Raw genomic sequence first — 16834 nt, forward strand, 5'->3', positions numbered from 1 at the left:
ATACTAATATCTGTAACATCTGTATTTTACAAAATATATCTAACAATTTGGGATATTAATTCAACAGTCTTTATAATATAAAACTCTTTATCTCTATATCACTCAAACAAATTTTGGGCAAATCATCCAAACAAAAATCGAATTTATTTTCCATAATATCTCAATATAAATATCTTATACTTATAAGCATAAGGTATAAGTTAAAATAATAGAAATTAAGTTATAAATTTAAAAAGAAAAATATTTAGAGAAAACTATCTGATATATTTATTTACAAGCTTAACAAAAGACATAGGATCTTCTATTTTGGCGCCTTCAACAAACATTGCTTGCATAAGAAGTAGCTCAGAAATATCTCCAAACACTTCTGTATCAGCTTCATCTTTTAACTTTTGTACTAAATGATGTTCAGCATTAAGCTCTAGGATAGGCTTCATACCCATACCAGGCATAAATGATTGGCCAGCTTCTTCCATCATCTTTTGCATATGTAGGCTCATACCATAGTCATTTACAACTACACAGCTTGGAGAATCTGTTAGACGCTTAGATAAACGCACATCTTCAACTTTATCTTTTAGAGTTTCTTTTACTTCTTCTAAGATTTTTTTGAAATCTTTAGCTTCTTTTTCAAATTTCTCTTTGTTTTCTTTAGTTTCAAATTTATCAAGATCGATATCACCTTTGATAATAGATTTCATATGCTTACCATCAAACTCAGTCAATGTAGACATCATCCACTCATCAATACGATCTGACATCAGAATTACTTCGATACCTTTCTTCTTGAATGCTTCAAGTTGAGGGTTATTCACAGCAGCTTTATAACTATCAGATGTAATATAGTAGATAGTATCTTGACCTTCTTTCATACGAGAGATATAGTCAGCTAATGAAACTGTCTGCTTAGAGTCACCACTTTCAGTAGTTGCAAATCTCATTAGACCAGCAATCTTCTCTTTATTTGAGTAATCATCAGATACACCTTCTTTAAGCACTTGACCAAAGTTATCCCAGAATTTTTGATATTTTTCTGTATCTTTAGTTGCAAGCTTTTTAAGTTCACTAAGAATCTTAGAAGTTGTAGCTTTTCTGATTTTATCAATAACTTTGTTATGCTGTAATATTTCACGTGATACGTTTAGTGGTAAATCAGCAGAGTCAATTACACCCTTAACAAATCTTAAATATGGAGGTAATAATTCCTTATTCTCCATAATAAATACTCTACGTACATATAGAGATAAACCATAATCTTTATCTCTATTCCAGAAGTCAAAAGGCTTATTCTCTGGAATATATAGTAAGCTATTATACTCAAGATTACCTTCTACTTTGTTATGTATCCACATTGAAGCATTTGCAAAATCATGAGATATATACTTATAAAATTCTTGATACTCTTCATCAGTTACTTCATCTTTTGATTTTAACCAAATAGCTTTAGTATTGTTTACTGTTTCATACTCATCTTTGATAGTTTCTTTACCATCTTTATCATGCTCAACTTTTTTCATTTGAATTGGAGTATTAATACAATCAGAATACTTATTAACTAAACCTTTTAGTAAGTGATAGTCCAATAAATCTAGCTGATCTTCTTTGATATGAAGAGTTATCTCTGTACCACGCTTTTCTTTAGTGATAGTTTCTACTGTAAAACCATTTTGTGCATCAGAAATCCATTTAGTTGCCTGAGCTTTATCTTGACCTGCTTTTCTAGTTCTAACTGTAACTTTATCAGCAACGATAAATGATGAATAAAAACCAACACCAAATTGACCAATTAGATCATTATCTTTACTCTTATCACCAGTTAAGCTTTCTAAAAACTTTTTAGTACCAGATTTTGCAATAGTTCCAAGGTTCTCAATAACCTCTTCCTCTGTCATACCAATACCATTATCACTAACTGTAATAGTCTTAGCATCTTTATCGAAATCTACTTTTATTGCAAAATCAGTGTCACCTTCGCTTAATTCTGCATTTGAGATACTTTCATATCTTAGCTTCTCAATTGCATCAGAACTGTTTGATACAAGTTCTCTTAAGAAGATTTCACGATTCGAATATAACGAATGAATTACAAGGTGAAGTAATTTATCTACCTCAGTTTCAAAAGTATATTTTTTTTCTGACATTTTATATAACCCTCTTTTGTTATACTTATTTTTAAATAAAATCTATGACAGTCTATATATGAGAGTTATTATTATTTTTTCAAGAAATTTTTATACTAATTACACTTTTAAAAGCTAATCTGACAAAGAATCTTCAGCAATTTTGCGTTTTTTCTTAGCAGCTTCCTCTCGTTCTTGTCGCATTTCTTCGATAAATGCCCCACCTATTAAACCACTAGGAATAGCAAAAACTCCTATACCAAGCATCGAAAGTGCTGCTGCAATGAGTCTACCCACTAGAGTTACTGGATACATATCTCCATATCCAACAGTGGTTAAAGTTGTAACTCCCCACCACAATGTTTTTGATATAGTTGAAAATACTTGCGGTTGTGCATTATGCTCTGCGTAAAACATCATTACACATGAGATTATTAATATTACAAAGATCAAACAGTATGATACTAACAGCTCAAGATAGATTTTTTTGAATACATTGATCAATCTATTCATAATTGCTGAATTTTGAAATATTTTAAATACACGTAACAATCTAAGCACTATTAACTCATGAGAATTTACACCAAAAAGAGCAAGTATCAACGGTAAGAAGATAGCTATAAAATCTATGACATTATAAAATTTAAAAATAAACACGAGCTTTCTAGGAGATATAACTAGTCGAATAATATACTCGATAGAAAAGATCGCTGAGAAAGTAATATTAATATAGTTAAGGTAATCAACATCTCCATAATCCACTTGTGCTATTAAGGTTATAGAATTAATAATAACCAATATGATAATTACACATTGGTAAAGTTTCTGAGCCATATAAATGAACTAAATAATAAAAATATTTATAAAGTAATTTTAACAAATATATTTAAAATTATGAGAATAAAAATTTAGATATTTTTTTGAGAAATTTTAAGATAAAAAAGAAATTATTCTTCGTCAGCAGCTTCTTCTACTTCAGGTCTGTCTACTAATTCAATGAAAGCCATAGGCGCTTTATCACCAAATCTGTAACCACACTTAAGGATTCTAGTGTAACCACCAGCTCTTTCTGCATAACGAGCACCAAACTCTTCGAAAAGTTTAGTTACAGCTGCTTTGTTTCTTAAGAAATCAAAAGCTTGTCTTCTTAAAGCAACTGATTGTGCTTTGAACTCATTAGAATTAACATCTAATTCATTTCTTAATTTATATTCTCTTTTTGCTAAAGTAACTAAAGGCTCAACGATAGTTCTTAATTCTTTAGCTTTTGGTAAAGTAGTTTTGATAAGTTCATGATTAATCAAAGAAGCTGACATGTTTTTAAACATAGCTTTTCTATGACTACTAGTTCTACCGAATTTTCTACCTTGCTTATGATGTCTCATAGTAATTACTCCTTTATAGTTAATATTATATGATTACTATATATTAATTTATTTTCCTTCAACTAGTTCTCTAAAGTTATCAATCTGAACACCTAGAGATAAGTTGTTATCTATCAATATTTGTTTAATCTCATTTAGAGATTTTTTACCTAAATTAGGTATCTTCATAAGTTTAGATTCACTATATTGAACAAGATCACCAAGATACTTGATGTTCTCAGCTCTTAAACAGTTAGATGATCTCACTGTAAGCTCTAAATCATCAATTGGTTTAAGAAGTATTGGATCAATATTTGAATCTAACAAAGCATCTCCAGTTTTACCATTGCTAGGTACTCTAAGAGATACAAAAACTGACATTTGCTCACAAAAATATTCTAAAGCTTTTGTAACAGCTGCTAGTGGTTCTACAGTACCATTTGTTTTCAAGAATACTTCTAGAATATCACTATCACCGTTATCAATTACTTCAAAAGCAACTCTTTTTATTGGATTAAAATCCGCATCTACAGCTATATCACCAACTCTCTCTAGTTCTATTGGTTCAGCAGAAAGTATCCCTACATTTCTACCAAGAATAACCGTTGCAACTAGACTAAACTCTCTTTGATTAGTTAAAGTAGCTATAGGTTGATCTATATTTATAATCTCTACGCCTTGAGTTGTCTTAAAGTCACCTGCTGTAACAACACCTGTTTTATTTACAGTTAACTCTAATTCAACGTTATCAATGCCTTTGTCAAGTTTAATTGCTATCTTTTTTAAATTAGAAACAATTTCAACAACATCTTCTTTGACATCTTCTAAAGCAGAATACTCATGTAAAACATCTTTGATATTTACTTTTATGATAGATGCACCAGGAAGAGAAGATAATAAAACCCTTCTAATAGAGTTGCCAAGGATATGAGCCATACCTTTTTCTACAGGAGAAAGCTGTACTTTATATCCTAAAGCACCTAAATCTTCTTTAAGCTGTATATTAGGTAAAAATTCTTGGTTTGAATTATTATTACTCACTAAAAAATCTCCTTGAAATAAAGGCTATAAAGAGCCACTAAAGATAATAATAAAAATATTATTACTTAGAGTAAAGCTCGATGATTAATTGTTCATTTATGTCTGATGATAACTCAGATCTGTCTGGAGAAGCCTTCATAGTACCTTCTAAAGAATCTGAATTTACATCGATCCAAGAAAGTTCTTTTCTACCTTTAGCAAGCTCAACAGCATTTTGAATTCTTAATTGTTTTTTAGCTTTCTCTCTTACTGCAACTATATCACCAGCTTTAACTTGAGCAGATGGTACGTTACAAGTATGTCCATTAAGAACTATACCTTTATGAACAACAAGTTGTCTAGCTTCTGCACGTGTAGCAGCAAAGCCCATTCTATAAACAACGTTGTCTAATCTTGATTCTAATAGTTCTAATAAAGTAGCACCTGTGTTACCTTTTCTTCTATTAGCTTCCATATAGTATTTTTTGAATTGACCTTCTAAAATACCATACATACGACGTACTTTTTGCTTTTCTCTTAACTGTAAACCATAGTCAGAAAGGCGCGCTCTTCTTGCTCCATGTTGACCTGGTGCAGTATTCATTTTGCATTTTTCGTCGTTAGCTTTTACACCACTTTTTAAAAATAAGTCCGTACCTTCTCTTCTAGAAAGCTTACACTTTGGTCCTAGATATCTAGCCATTATTTATTTCCCTTTAAAATATTAAACACGACGTTTCTTAGGAGGACGACATCCATTATGAGGTAATGGAGTCACATCTGTTATACTTGATACTTTTAGGTTCTTAGCATTTAAAGCTCTAACAGCTGAATCTCTACCTGAACCTGGCCCTTTTACTAAAACATCTACATTTTTAACACCATATTCTAGAGCCATATCAGCTGCTCTTTCCGCTGCAACTTGAGCAGCAAAAGGTGTACTTTTTCTTGAACCTCTAAAGCCACTACCACCAGAAGTAGCCCAAGATAAAGCATTACCTTGTCTATCTGTGATAGTTACTATAGTGTTATTAAAAGATGAGTAAATATGAGCAACTGCATCAGTAACTACTCTTTTTACTTTTTTCTTTGATGATCTAACAGACTTAGCCATATAATCTACCCTTTAATCTTTATAGTTATAATTGTATTACGCCTTAATTGGCTTTCTTGGACCCTTACGAGTACGAGCATTAGTCTTCGTTCTTTGCCCTCTAACAGGAAGGCTACGACGATGTCTTCTACCTCTGAAGCAACCTAAGTCCATAAGTCTTTTTATGTCCATAGAAACTTCACGACGCAGGTCACCTTCTACAGTAAACTTAGCAACCTCTGTTCTTAAGGCTTCAACTTGTTCTTCTGTTAATTCTTTAATTTTAACAGTTGGATCTAGTTTACAAGATTCACAGATTTGTTCTGCTCTTGTTTTACCTATTCCATAAATCGAAGTTAATCCTATTACCGTATGTTTATGAACAGGAATATTAACACCAGCTATACGAGCCATCTAATTCACTCCTAAATAATTATTCTTAATTTATTTGCTATCGCAGCAATAGTAACTTGCTAGGATAACTTTTTAAAAACAAATAATCAAGCTTTATTTAATTTTGCTTGACCGATTAACCTTGTCTTTGCTTATGTCTAGGGTCTGTACATATCACACGAACAACTCTATTACGTTTGATAACTTTACAGTTTCTACACATTTTTTTAACTGAAGCTCTAACTTTCATTATATTTCTCCAAAAAATATTTCTCTATTTTCTCTTACCGCTAAGATTTGCTTTTTTCAGTAAAGAATCATATTGTGTTGACATCATATGTGATCTAACTTGAGCCATAAAGTCCATCATTACAACTACAACAATTAGTAAAGATGTTCCACCAAATGTAAATGATAAACCTTGTGCAAAGAATTTCACTACAAATATTGGTAATAAACATATAGCTGTAATATATAATGAACCAACTAAAGTTAATCTTGTCATAACCGCATCTATATACTTAGCTGTCTGCTCACCAGGTCTTACACCTGAAATATAAGCTCCAGATTTTTTTAAGTTATCTGCTGTTTCTTTTGGATTAAATACCAAAGAAGTATAAAAGAAACAGAAAAATATAATAGTCACAGCAAATACTACTGTATAAACTATACTACCTGGTTGTAGCATCTCAGCCACATCTGCTAACCAACTTAATGAATTATAGTTAGATAGCCAACCGATCAATACACCTGGTACCATTAGTATAGATGAAGCAAAAATTGCTGGAATAACACCAGCCATATTTAGCTTCAATGGCAAATGACTTGTTTGAGCAGCAAACATTTTTCTGCCCTGTTGTCTTTTTGCATAATTTACAGTAATTTTTCTTTGAGCACTTTCCATAAATACCACAAACGCTATTACTAACAAAAGAAGTATTAAAAGTACCCAAACAGATAAATATGATATTACATGCTGATTTGCCTGAGATAATGTATTTGATATTTCAAATGGAAGATTTGCAATAATACCAGAAAAAATTAGTAGTGAAATACCATTTCCCACACCTCTTTCAGTAATCTGCTCACCTAACCACATCAAAAACATACTACCTGTTGTAACTGAAACAATAGTCGTTAAATAAAATAACGGCATATTACTTGTAGTTACTAAACCATCTTGATGTAATACAAATGCAACAATACCAAATGATTGCACTACAGCTAAAGCAAGAGTCAAATATCTTGTATACTGAGTGATTTTTTTCTGACCTGACTCACCTTCTTTCTTCAGCTCTATAAATTTTGGATATACCGCTGACAACATTTGGAAGATAATAGATGCAGAAATATAAGGCATCACACCCAAAGCAAAGATACTCATTTGAGTAAGAGCGCCACCAGAGAACATATTAAACATACTCATCAAACCATTTGTTGATGAGTGTTGATTTGAAATAATCTGAACCAATTTTGTAGGATCAATACTAGGTATAGGAATATATACACCCAATCTAAATACTAATATAGCAATAACTACAAAAATTAGTCTTGATTTTAATTCACCTGTTGTACCAGAAGCACCATTAAACTTTGACATATCTTTAATCTTACTCTACTTTACCACCAGCTTTCTCGATAGCTTCTTTTGCACCTTTTGTGCAAGCTACACCTTTTAGGTTAACAGCTTTTTGGATTTCTCCAGAAGCTATTACTTTAACTGTTTTAATATCTTTTCTAATAAGACCAAGATCTTTTAAAGTATCTATAGTTACTTCTTCAGCCGCCACAAGATTTAACTCATGAAGTCTGATTTCAGCAACAAATCTCTTAGACGCAGAAGTGAAACCAAACTTTGGTAGTCTTCTTTGTAAAGGCATTTGTCCACCTTCAAAACCTACCTTATGGTAACCACCTGAACGTGCTTTTTGACCTTTGTGACCCTTACCAGAAGTTTTACCTAAACCACTTCCTATACCACGACCAAGCCTTTTTGGAGCGCTTTTTGAGCCAGCAGCAGGAGCAATTGTATTTAATTTCATTTGATACTACCCCTCTATCTTAACCATATAATATATTTTATTAGCCATACCACGATTTTCTGGAGTATCTAATACTTCAACAGTGTGGTTGATTTTTCTTAGGCCTAAACCTCTAGCAGAAGCTATATGGTTTTGTTTACGACCTATCAGGCTTTTTACTAAAGTAACTTTAAATGTTTTAGCTGTAGTCATTTTTAATTACCCCTGAATCTCTTCAACAGATAGACCTCTTTTATCAGCGATCTCTTCTGGTGATTTAATTTTAGCTAAGCCTGAGATTGTTGCTCTAACAACGTTCACAGGATTTGTTGAGCCATATGTTTTTGCTAAAACGTTATGCACACCAACAGCCTCAAACACAGAACGCATAGCACCACCAGCAATAATACCAGTACCAGCAGATGCAGGCTGCATAAACACTTTTGAAGCACCATGGTTAGACATAGTAGCATACCATAACGTATCGTTATTCAAATTTACTGATACCATGTTTTTCTTAGCGTTTTCCATAGCTTTTTGGATAGCAACAGGCACTTCTCTTGATTTGCCTCTACCTACACCAATTCTACCTTTACCGTCACCTACTACAGTTAGAGCAGCAAAGCTCATGATTCTACCACCTTTAACTGTCTTAGAGTGTCTTTTAACACTAACTAACTTTTCAATCAGCTCTTCGTTCTTTTTTACTTCATTAGACATAATGAATAATCATCCATATTTTATTTATTAAAACTGTAGACCATGCTCTCTAGCAGCTTCTGCTAAAGCTTTAACACGTCCATGATACTTATATCCAGATCTATCAAAAGCAACTTGCTCGATACCTTTGTCTTTACATCTATTAGCGATAACTTCACCAACAATTGCAGCAGACTCAACGTTACCAGTATATTTGCATTTTGCTTTAACATCTTTCTCTACAGTAGACGCAGAAGCTAGTACAGTAGAACCATCACCAGAAATTACTTGAGCATATACGTGCTTAGGTGTTCTATAAACACAAAGTCTAGTATGCCCTAATTCTCTTAGTTTAATTCTAGTACGCTTACTACGATTTAAACGAGCAGTTTTTTTATCCATAATAATACTATCCTTTACTAACTACTTCTTCTTAGCTTCTTTCTTAGCTACATATTCGTCTTCATAACGAACACCTTTACCTTTATAAGGCTCAGGTTTTCTATAGTCTCTAATTTCAGCTGCTACTTTACCTAAAAGCTCTTTATCAGCACTTTTAAGAATGATTTCTGTAGGAGCTGGAGTCTCTGCAGTTACGCCTTGTGGTAAAGCATATACAACAGGGTGAGAAAAACCTAATGTAAGATTTAATTCACTACCTTGAGCCTTAGCACGGTAACCTACACCTATAATTTTTAATTTTCTTTCAAAACCTTTGCTTACACCCTCAACCATATTGTTTAGGATTGCTCTAGCAGTACCAGATTGAGCAACTGCATTTTTGCTATTATTATTAGGTGTAACAGTTGCTTCATTATCTGCAACATTAAAAGTTACATCTGTAGAAAAAGTTTTATTTAAAGTAGCTTTAGCTCCTTTAACTTCTACATGATTACCAGCAGCAACATTGATTGTAACACCACTCGGGATAGCAACAGGTTTTTTACCTATTCTTGACATATCAAATCTCCTTGCTAACTTAAGCTACGTAGCCAATTACTTCGCCACCAACACCAAGAGCTCTTGCTTTTCTATCACTTACTAAACCTTTAGAAGTAGAAATAATAGCAACACCAAAACCACCATATACTTTAGGTAATTCTTCATGTGACTTATATATTCTCAAACTTGGTCTAGAAACTCTTTTGATCATTTCGATCGCAGGAGCGCCAGCATGATACTTAAGCTCAATTTCTATAGAAGGATGACCAGCCACAGTCGTACCTTTAGCACAACCTTTAATGTAACCTTCTTTAACTAAGAAGTTTGCGATTTCCATTTTTATTTTTGAAAATGGTACAGAAACAGTTTCTTTATCTGAAGAAAGTCCATTTCTGATTCTTGTAAACATATCCGCGATTGGATCTTGCATACTCATAACTTAAAATTCCTTATTACCAACTAGCTTTCTTCAAACCAGGAACATCTCCTGCCATTGCATACTCTCTAAGCTTATTACGACATAAGCCAAATTTTCTGTATACAGCATGTGGTCTACCTGTAACTTTACATCTTCTTTGCACTCTAGAAGCTGAAGAGTTAACTGGTAGTTTTTGCAGTTTAATTTGAGCTTCCCATACTTGTTCTTCAGTAGAATTTATATCAAGAATAGTAGCTTTAAGCTCAGCTCTTTTTTGAGCATATTTAGCTACTAGCTTTTCTCTCTTTAATTCTCTCTGAATCATTGATTTTTTTGCCATTTAAAACCCCAATTTAAATTAAGACTTAAAAGGAAAACCAAATGCTTTAAGCAAAGCTCTTCCTTGGTCATCATTTTTAGCTGTAGTAGTTATCGAAATATCTAAACCTCTGATTGAGTCAACTTTATCGTAATCAATCTCAGGAAAAGAGATTTGCTCTCTCATACCTAAGCTGTAGTTTCCTCTACCATCAAAAGACTTAGCACTTAAACCCCTAAAATCTCTAATTCTAGGAATAGCAATTGTTATAAGTCTATCTAAAAATTCGTACATACGCTCACCACGTAAAGTAACTTTACAACCGATTGGCCATCCATCACGGATTTTAAAACCAGCAATTGACTTTTTAGACACAGTAACAACAGGCTTTTGACCAGCAATAGCAGTCAAATCATTTAACGCAAAAGTCATAATTTTCTTATCTTTTGCAGCATCACCCACACCCATATTAAGAGTAATTTTCTCAATAGAAGGCACTTCCATTATATTATCTATCTTAAGCTCATCCTTTAACTTAGCAACAAGCTCTTTTTGATAATGATCTTTTAATCTTGCCATAAAACTTAGTCCTATAAGTCTACAAGCTCGCCATTAGATTTAAAGTAGCGAACCTTTTTCTCATCAACAAACTTATAACCCACTCTATCAGCTTTCTCAGTAGCTGGGTTAAAGATAGCAACGTTAGATGCATCTACAGGAAGCTCTTTTTCAACAACCCCACCTTCAACACCTCTATTTGGATTAGGCTTAATGTGTTTCTTAACAACATTAACACCTTCCACTAAAACCAAAGAACCACCTTTAGCGAATGACTTAACAACGCCTCTGCGACCTTTGTCTTTACCAGCGATAACAATTACATCATCACCTTTTTTTAATCTATTCATTACTTACACCTCAATAAATAACTATAATACTTCTGGTGCTAAAGATACGATCTTCATAAACTTCTCAGTACGAAGCTCCCTTGTTACAGGGCCAAAGATACGAGTTCCTATTGGTTGTCCGTTAGCATTTAGAAGCACGGCAGCATTGCCGTCAAAACAAACTTTAGAACCATCTCTTCTGCGCACACCTTTAGCTGTTCTCACAACTACAGCATTATATACAGATCCTTTTTTAGCTTTACCTCTTGGCGCAGCTTCTTTCACAGTTACTTTAATCACATCACCAATAGATGCATATCTGCGATGAGAGCCACCCAAAACCTTTATACACTCAACTCTCTTAGCGCCACTATTATCAGCAACTTGGAGTTCTGTTTGCATTTGAATCATACAAATAACCCTTATTTATTATTATATAAGACTGCTGAGTATTTTTTGCAGTCCGATAAATATACCAATAAACAAAAATAAAATCAAATTTATTATTTTTCTCTATGGATAATATCTACTAAACACCACTTCTTAGTTTTTGAATATGGCTTAGCTTCTCTGAACTTAATCACGTCACCTTCTTTACACTCATTCTTTTCATCATGAACATAATATTTAGTAGTTTTTTTAACAAACTTACCATACAAAGGGTGCTTAACGTATCTTTCAGCTCTTACTACTACAGTTTTATCCATAGCAACGCTAGAAACTTTACCTTCTAACAATCTAATCTTATCGCTCATATCTTACGGCACCTATTTATTCTTTTCTGATATTATTGTATTTATACGAGCAATATCTCTTTTTGCACTTTTAAATAAGTGATTTTTCTTTAATTGCCCCGTACCCTTTTGCATACGAAGAGAAAATAATTGTTGCAATAACTCAATTTTCGCTTCTTGCAATTGGTCAATACTTTTACCTCTATAATCTTTTAAAGTATCATTTCTTTTCATTACATCACCTGCTTTTCAACAAAAGTTGTCTGCACTGGCATTTTAGCTGCTGCTCTTGCAAAAGCTTCACGCGCTAGTTCTTCTTTAACACCAGTTATTTCATATAGTACACGTCCTGGCTGAATTTGAGCAACCCAATATTCAACTGAACCCTTACCTTTACCCATACGAACTTCAAGAGGCTTCTCTGTAATAGGCTTGTCTGGAAAAATTCTTATCCAAATCTTACCACCACGCTTAATATGACGACTAATAGCTCTTCTTCCTGCTTCTATCTGTCTAGCAGTAACTCTACCTCTAGATGTTGCTTGAAGACCAAACTCACCAAAGCTTACTTTATTACCTCTGTGAGCCAAGCCTCTATTACGCATCTTTTGCTGTTTACGAAACTTTGTACGCTTAGGCTGTAGCATTATCTAGCTCCTTTTTTATTATTTTTCTGATTCATTTGACCAGGAAGGATCTCACCCTTATAGATCCAAACTTTAACACCGATAATACCGTATGTTGTTAAAGCTTTTGCTGTAGAATAATCCACATCCGCTCTAAATGTTTGTAGAGGAACTCTACCATCTCTAGCCCACTCAGAACGAGCAATCTCAGCACCACCTAAACGGCCACTAACCATAATCTTGATACCTTTAGCACCAGATTTCATAGCTGCTTGCATAGCTTTTTTCATAGCTCTTCTGAACATTACTCTTTTTTCTAATTGTTGAGCAACACTATCAGCTACTAATTTAGCATCTATTTCAGGTTTACGAACTTCTTCGATGTTGATCTGAACAGGAACACCCATAATCTTATTTACTTCAGCACGAAGTTTTTCAACATCTTCACCCTTCTTACCAATTACAATACCAGGCCTTGCTGTATGAATTGTAATCTTAGCATTTTGAGCAGGTCTCTCAATTTGAATCTTACTAACTGCTGCTGAAGCAAGTTTTTTATGTAAAAACTCTCTAACCTTAATATCTTCATTAAGCTTAGTAGCGTAGTCAGAAGAGTCAGCATACCAAGTTGAATTATGCTCTCTAATTATGCCTAATCGAATTCCATTAGGATTTACTTTTTGACCCATTTTTACTACACCTCTTAATTTTTCTCAGCAACTTTCACAGTGATATGTGAAGTTCTTTTTAAAATACGATTACCACGACCTTTTGCTCTAGCTTCAAAACGCTTCATAGTAGGACCTTCATCAACAAATACTGTTGAAACAAATAAAGAATCAACATCCATACCATCATTATGCTCAGCATTTGCAACAGCAGAGTTTAAAACGTCTTTTATTAACACTGCTGCTTTCTTATTGCTAAAAGTCAAAAGATTAATAGCTTTTTCTACAGGTAAACCCCTGATTTGATCAGCAACTAATCTACACTTTTGAGCTGAGATTCTTGCAAATTTTAATTTAGCTTGTACTTCCATGTATATAACCCCAACTATTTCTTCTTAGCTTTTTTGTCAGCTGCATGACCACGATAGTTACGAGTTATAGCAAACTCTCCTAACTTATGACCAACCATTTCTTCAGTCATAAGAACAGGCACGTGCTGCTGACCATTATGTACAGCTATAGTTAAACCTATCATATCTGGCACAATCAATGATCTTCTTGACCATGTTTTGATTGGCTTTTTAGAATTACTTTCTTGCGCTTCAAAAACCTTCTTTAAAAGATGATGATCTACAAAAGGTCCTTTTTTTAATGAACGAGGCACAACCTTCTCCCTAATTACTTACGTTTTTGAACAATCAACTTATTAGAACGCTTGTTTTTACGCGTCTTATAACCTTTAGTTGGCATACCCCAAGGTGACACAGGATGTCTACCGCCTGAAGTTTTACCTTCACCACCACCATGTGGGTGATCTACCGGGTTCATCGCAACACCTCTAACAGTAGGTCTTACGCCTCTCCAACGCTTAGCACCAGCCTTACCTAAAGATTTTAAGTTGTGCTCAGAATTAGATACAACACCAATAACCGCTCTACAATCTAAAAGCACTCTTCTCATTTCACCTGATCTTAGACGAATAATTGCGTAAGAATTATCCTTACCAACCAACTGAGCAAAAGTTCCAGCACTTCTAATCATTTGCGCACCTTTTTTAGGCTTCATCTCGATGTTATGAATAACTGTACCTAGAGGAATATTTCTAAGTGGCATACAGTTACCAACAGCAACATCAACTCTTTCTCCAGAAACTACAGACATATCTTTCTTTAGTCCTTTAGGAGCGATGATATATCTTCTTTCACCATCTGCATATAAAACTAAAGCAATATTTGCACTACGGTTAGGATCGTACTCGATTCTCTCAACCCTAGCAGTGATATCATCTTTATTTCTCTTGAAATCAACTATACGATAGTGTTGCTTATGCCCGCCACCTTGATGACGAACTGTAATTCTACCAGTATTATTTCTACCAGCCTTTTTACTTTTAGCTTCTACTAAACCTTTAAATGGCTTACCTGTATGTAATTCTGTATTTTTTACGCTCACTACGTGGCGACGGCCAGGTGAAGTAGGTTTAGCTTTTTTTATTTCAATCATGATTATAAACCTTCTTTATAATTACTCTGCACCAACAAAATTGATATCATGTCCTTCAGCAAGTTTCACATAAGCTTTTTTCCAAGCCTTTGTTCTACCTTCAACACGACCAAATCTACGCGCTTTACCTTTAACATTAAGGATATTTACTGATTCAACCTTAACTTCAAATAACTTCTCAACCGCGCTCTTAACATCTTGCTTAGTTGCAAATCTAGCCACTTCGAACACTATAGTTGAATTCGTATCTGAAAGACCATAAGTTTTATCAGAAACATGAGGTCTTAAAACAGTTTTTAATAATTTTTCTTGAGAAATCATACTAGCTTCTCCTCTACTTCTTTTATAGCTTTTTTAGTGAAAACAACGTTCTCAAAGCATACTAAAGAAACCGGATTAATTTCCACAGAATCACATACTGCTACATTTTTAAGGTTTCTAGAAGATAAGTATAAATTCTCACTAAACTCTTCTGTACCAACAACAAAAAGAACATCTTTAACACTTAAAGCATCAACAATTGATTTAAATTCTTTTGTTTTTGGAGTTTCCAATCTTAACTCTTCAACTATGCTCATTCTCTCAGATCTAACCAACTCTGATAAAATTGACTTTATAGCACTTGAGTACATTTTACGATTAACTTTTTGCTTATAACTCTTAGGCTTAGCAGCAAATGTAACACCACCCTTTCTAAAAATAGGTGAACGGATAGTACCCGCTCTTGCTCTACCTGTACCTTTTTGTCTCCAAGGTTTAGCTCCGCCACCAGAAACTTCAGATCTAGTTTTTTGAGCTTTTGTACCTTGACGAGCACCTGCCATATAAGCAACAACAACCTGGTGAATTAGAGCTTCATTATAGTCTGTTGCAAAAACACCTTCTGCAACATCTACTACACCAGCCTCTGCACCAGCTAAAGATTTTATATTTAAGTCCACAACAATCTCCGGTATTTAATAATTTATCTACTAATTCTTAACTGCTGGAGTAATAACAATATCACCACCAACCGAACCTGGGATACCACCTTTCAAAAGTAATAAACCATTTTCCGCGTCCACTCTTACAACCTCAAGAGACTGAATAGTAACATTCTCGCTACCCATGTGCCCAGCCATTTTCTTGTTCTTGAACACTCTACCAGGAGTCTGGTTTTGACCAGTAGAACCATGAACTCTATGAGAACGTGAGTTACCGTGAGTTGCATCTTGCATAGAAAAGTTATGACGCTTAATACCGCCTTGAAAACCTTTACCTTTAGACACACCTCTAACATCCACTTTCTGACCTGCTTCAAACATAGTAGCATCTACAGATGAACCAACCTCATATTCAGAAGCATTATCGATAGCGAATTCCCACAACCCTCTTCCAGGCTCTACACCAGCTTTCGCATAGTGTCCAGCTACAGGTTTATTTACATTAGAACGCTTTTTGAAACCAGTAGTTACTTGAATAGCATTATATCCGTCTGTTTCTGTAGTTTTAACTTGAGTAACTTTATTAGGCTCAACTTGAACTACTGTTACAGGAATAGAAACACCATCTTCAGTAAAAATACGAGTCATACCACATTTGCGACCAACTAATCCTAAAGACATATTTAATCCTCTATTATTATTATATTAACCCTGTGATTACGATTGACCACAGAGACCTAATTTAATTACATTTTTGAGTTTCTTCAAAAAAGTAACGTATATATTAGCTTAAACTGATCTGAACATCAACACCTGATGCCAAATCTAGCTTCATTAAAGCATCTACAGTCTTATCTGTAGGCTCAACAATATCAATCAATCTCTTGTGAGTTCTGATTTCATACTGATCTCTTGCCTTCTTATTTACATGAGGAGAAATAAGAATTGTGAATTTTTCTTTACGTACTGGTAAAGGAATAGGTCCTTTAACTTGAGCCCCTGTTTTCTTAGCAGTATCAACGATTTCTTGAGTTGAAACATCGATAAGCTTATGATCAAAGGCTTTTAATCTAATTCTAATACGTTGATTATTTATAGCCATTT

At 33.8% G+C, this 16834-nt stretch carries 30 protein-coding genes; all 30 read right to left on the reverse strand.

Annotated features, from left to right (window positions below):
- Positions 1-254: 254 nt before the first annotated feature.
- The 30 genes from htpG to rpsJ all read right to left on the reverse strand — a co-directional run bounded on the left by htpG (position 255) and on the right by rpsJ (position 16832).
- A complete protein-coding gene (htpG, locus tag R8535_RS06585) occupies positions 255-2141 on the reverse strand; it encodes a molecular chaperone HtpG (RefSeq protein WP_329497683.1) in 1887 nt (628 codons plus the stop codon).
- A 114-nt stretch (positions 2142-2255) separates the two neighbouring features.
- A complete protein-coding gene (locus R8535_RS06590; protein WP_329497685.1) occupies positions 2256-2954 on the reverse strand; it encodes an ion transporter in 699 nt (232 codons plus the stop codon).
- 113 nt (positions 2955-3067) lie between these two features.
- Entirely contained in the window at positions 3068-3505 is a 438-nt protein-coding gene (gene rplQ / locus R8535_RS06595; protein ID WP_150466851.1) for a 50S ribosomal protein L17, read from the reverse strand.
- 48 nt (positions 3506-3553) lie between these two features.
- Positions 3554-4525: a DNA-directed RNA polymerase subunit alpha gene (locus R8535_RS06600; RefSeq protein ID WP_329497687.1), complete on the reverse strand. Its 972-nt coding sequence runs from the start codon at positions 4523-4525 to the stop codon at positions 3554-3556.
- 61 nt (positions 4526-4586) lie between these two features.
- Positions 4587-5207, reverse strand: coding sequence for a 30S ribosomal protein S4 (rpsD, locus tag R8535_RS06605; protein ID WP_329497690.1), 621 nt, complete (start codon positions 5205-5207; stop codon positions 4587-4589).
- Positions 5208-5228: 21 nt separating this feature from the next.
- Positions 5229-5618, reverse strand: a complete 390-nt coding sequence (gene rpsK / locus R8535_RS06610) for a 30S ribosomal protein S11 (RefSeq protein ID WP_072711284.1) — start codon at positions 5616-5618, stop codon at positions 5229-5231.
- Between the two features lie 36 nt (positions 5619-5654).
- Positions 5655-6011, reverse strand: coding sequence for a 30S ribosomal protein S13 (rpsM, locus tag R8535_RS06615; protein ID WP_329497692.1), 357 nt, complete (start codon positions 6009-6011; stop codon positions 5655-5657).
- A 115-nt stretch (positions 6012-6126) separates the two neighbouring features.
- A complete protein-coding gene (gene rpmJ, locus R8535_RS06620; protein ID WP_003017816.1) occupies positions 6127-6240 on the reverse strand; it encodes a 50S ribosomal protein L36 in 114 nt (37 codons plus the stop codon).
- Between the two features lie 24 nt (positions 6241-6264).
- The gene (gene secY / locus R8535_RS06625; protein WP_329497694.1) at positions 6265-7590 is read right to left on the reverse strand and encodes a preprotein translocase subunit SecY; all 1326 of its coding nucleotides are present in this window, start codon (positions 7588-7590) and stop codon (positions 6265-6267) included.
- Between the two features lie 10 nt (positions 7591-7600).
- Positions 7601-8032, reverse strand: coding sequence for a 50S ribosomal protein L15 (gene rplO / locus R8535_RS06630; protein WP_329497696.1), 432 nt, complete (start codon positions 8030-8032; stop codon positions 7601-7603).
- Positions 8033-8038: 6 nt separating this feature from the next.
- A complete protein-coding gene (rpmD, locus tag R8535_RS06635; protein ID WP_329497698.1) occupies positions 8039-8224 on the reverse strand; it encodes a 50S ribosomal protein L30 in 186 nt (61 codons plus the stop codon).
- A gap of 6 nt (positions 8225-8230) precedes the next feature.
- A complete protein-coding gene (rpsE, locus tag R8535_RS06640) occupies positions 8231-8731 on the reverse strand; it encodes a 30S ribosomal protein S5 (RefSeq protein ID WP_329497699.1) in 501 nt (166 codons plus the stop codon).
- Positions 8732-8758: 27 nt separating this feature from the next.
- Positions 8759-9112 (reverse strand): 50S ribosomal protein L18, encoded by a 354-nt coding sequence (rplR, locus tag R8535_RS06645; RefSeq protein WP_192577187.1) that lies wholly within the window; start codon positions 9110-9112, stop codon positions 8759-8761.
- A 21-nt stretch (positions 9113-9133) separates the two neighbouring features.
- The gene (rplF, locus tag R8535_RS06650) at positions 9134-9670 is read right to left on the reverse strand and encodes a 50S ribosomal protein L6 (protein ID WP_329497701.1); all 537 of its coding nucleotides are present in this window, start codon (positions 9668-9670) and stop codon (positions 9134-9136) included.
- 19 nt (positions 9671-9689) lie between these two features.
- Positions 9690-10088: a 30S ribosomal protein S8 gene (gene rpsH, locus R8535_RS06655; RefSeq protein ID WP_329497703.1), complete on the reverse strand. Its 399-nt coding sequence runs from the start codon at positions 10086-10088 to the stop codon at positions 9690-9692.
- A 16-nt stretch (positions 10089-10104) separates the two neighbouring features.
- Positions 10105-10410, reverse strand: a complete 306-nt coding sequence (gene rpsN, locus R8535_RS06660) for a 30S ribosomal protein S14 (protein ID WP_329497705.1) — start codon at positions 10408-10410, stop codon at positions 10105-10107.
- Positions 10411-10428: 18 nt separating this feature from the next.
- The gene (gene rplE, locus R8535_RS06665; RefSeq protein WP_329497707.1) at positions 10429-10968 is read right to left on the reverse strand and encodes a 50S ribosomal protein L5; all 540 of its coding nucleotides are present in this window, start codon (positions 10966-10968) and stop codon (positions 10429-10431) included.
- An 11-nt stretch (positions 10969-10979) separates the two neighbouring features.
- Positions 10980-11297, reverse strand: a complete 318-nt coding sequence (gene rplX / locus R8535_RS06670) for a 50S ribosomal protein L24 (RefSeq protein ID WP_329497709.1) — start codon at positions 11295-11297, stop codon at positions 10980-10982.
- Between the two features lie 21 nt (positions 11298-11318).
- Complete coding sequence (gene rplN / locus R8535_RS06675) at positions 11319-11687, reverse strand: 50S ribosomal protein L14 (protein ID WP_329497711.1); 369 nt, start codon at positions 11685-11687, stop codon at positions 11319-11321.
- A gap of 92 nt (positions 11688-11779) precedes the next feature.
- Positions 11780-12031, reverse strand: a complete 252-nt coding sequence (gene rpsQ / locus R8535_RS06680) for a 30S ribosomal protein S17 (RefSeq protein ID WP_329497713.1) — start codon at positions 12029-12031, stop codon at positions 11780-11782.
- Between the two features lie 12 nt (positions 12032-12043).
- A complete protein-coding gene (rpmC, locus tag R8535_RS06685; protein WP_072711271.1) occupies positions 12044-12244 on the reverse strand; it encodes a 50S ribosomal protein L29 in 201 nt (66 codons plus the stop codon).
- On the reverse strand, positions 12244-12657 hold the full coding sequence (rplP, locus tag R8535_RS06690) for a 50S ribosomal protein L16 (protein ID WP_329497715.1): 414 nt from the start codon (positions 12655-12657) through the stop codon (positions 12244-12246). The genes rpmC and rplP overlap by 1 nt, the downstream gene beginning before the upstream one ends.
- The gene (rpsC, locus tag R8535_RS06695) at positions 12657-13325 is read right to left on the reverse strand and encodes a 30S ribosomal protein S3 (protein WP_329497716.1); all 669 of its coding nucleotides are present in this window, start codon (positions 13323-13325) and stop codon (positions 12657-12659) included. Before rpsC ends, rplP begins: the two co-directional genes overlap by 1 nt.
- 14 nt (positions 13326-13339) lie before the next feature.
- Positions 13340-13675, reverse strand: coding sequence for a 50S ribosomal protein L22 (gene rplV / locus R8535_RS06700; RefSeq protein WP_072711268.1), 336 nt, complete (start codon positions 13673-13675; stop codon positions 13340-13342).
- Positions 13676-13689: 14 nt separating this feature from the next.
- Positions 13690-13968 (reverse strand): 30S ribosomal protein S19, encoded by a 279-nt coding sequence (gene rpsS, locus R8535_RS06705; RefSeq protein ID WP_329497717.1) that lies wholly within the window; start codon positions 13966-13968, stop codon positions 13690-13692.
- 14 nt (positions 13969-13982) lie between these two features.
- A complete protein-coding gene (gene rplB, locus R8535_RS06710; RefSeq protein WP_329497719.1) occupies positions 13983-14807 on the reverse strand; it encodes a 50S ribosomal protein L2 in 825 nt (274 codons plus the stop codon).
- Between the two features lie 21 nt (positions 14808-14828).
- Positions 14829-15128, reverse strand: coding sequence for a 50S ribosomal protein L23 (gene rplW, locus R8535_RS06715; RefSeq protein WP_329497721.1), 300 nt, complete (start codon positions 15126-15128; stop codon positions 14829-14831).
- Positions 15125-15748 carry a 50S ribosomal protein L4 gene (gene rplD / locus R8535_RS06720; protein ID WP_329497723.1) on the reverse strand — a complete coding sequence of 208 codons (624 nt, stop codon included), beginning with the start codon at positions 15746-15748 and terminating at the stop codon, positions 15125-15127. Before rplD ends, rplW begins: the two co-directional genes overlap by 4 nt.
- Positions 15749-15778: 30 nt before the next feature.
- On the reverse strand, positions 15779-16411 hold the full coding sequence (rplC, locus tag R8535_RS06725) for a 50S ribosomal protein L3 (RefSeq protein ID WP_329497725.1): 633 nt from the start codon (positions 16409-16411) through the stop codon (positions 15779-15781).
- Between the two features lie 103 nt (positions 16412-16514).
- A complete protein-coding gene (gene rpsJ, locus R8535_RS06730) occupies positions 16515-16832 on the reverse strand; it encodes a 30S ribosomal protein S10 (protein WP_088771920.1) in 318 nt (105 codons plus the stop codon).
- Between the last annotated feature and the right edge of the window lie 2 nt (positions 16833-16834).

This window comes from Francisella sp. 19S2-4, from assembly GCF_036281795.1.
Lineage (GTDB): Bacteria > Pseudomonadota > Gammaproteobacteria > Francisellales > Francisellaceae > Francisella.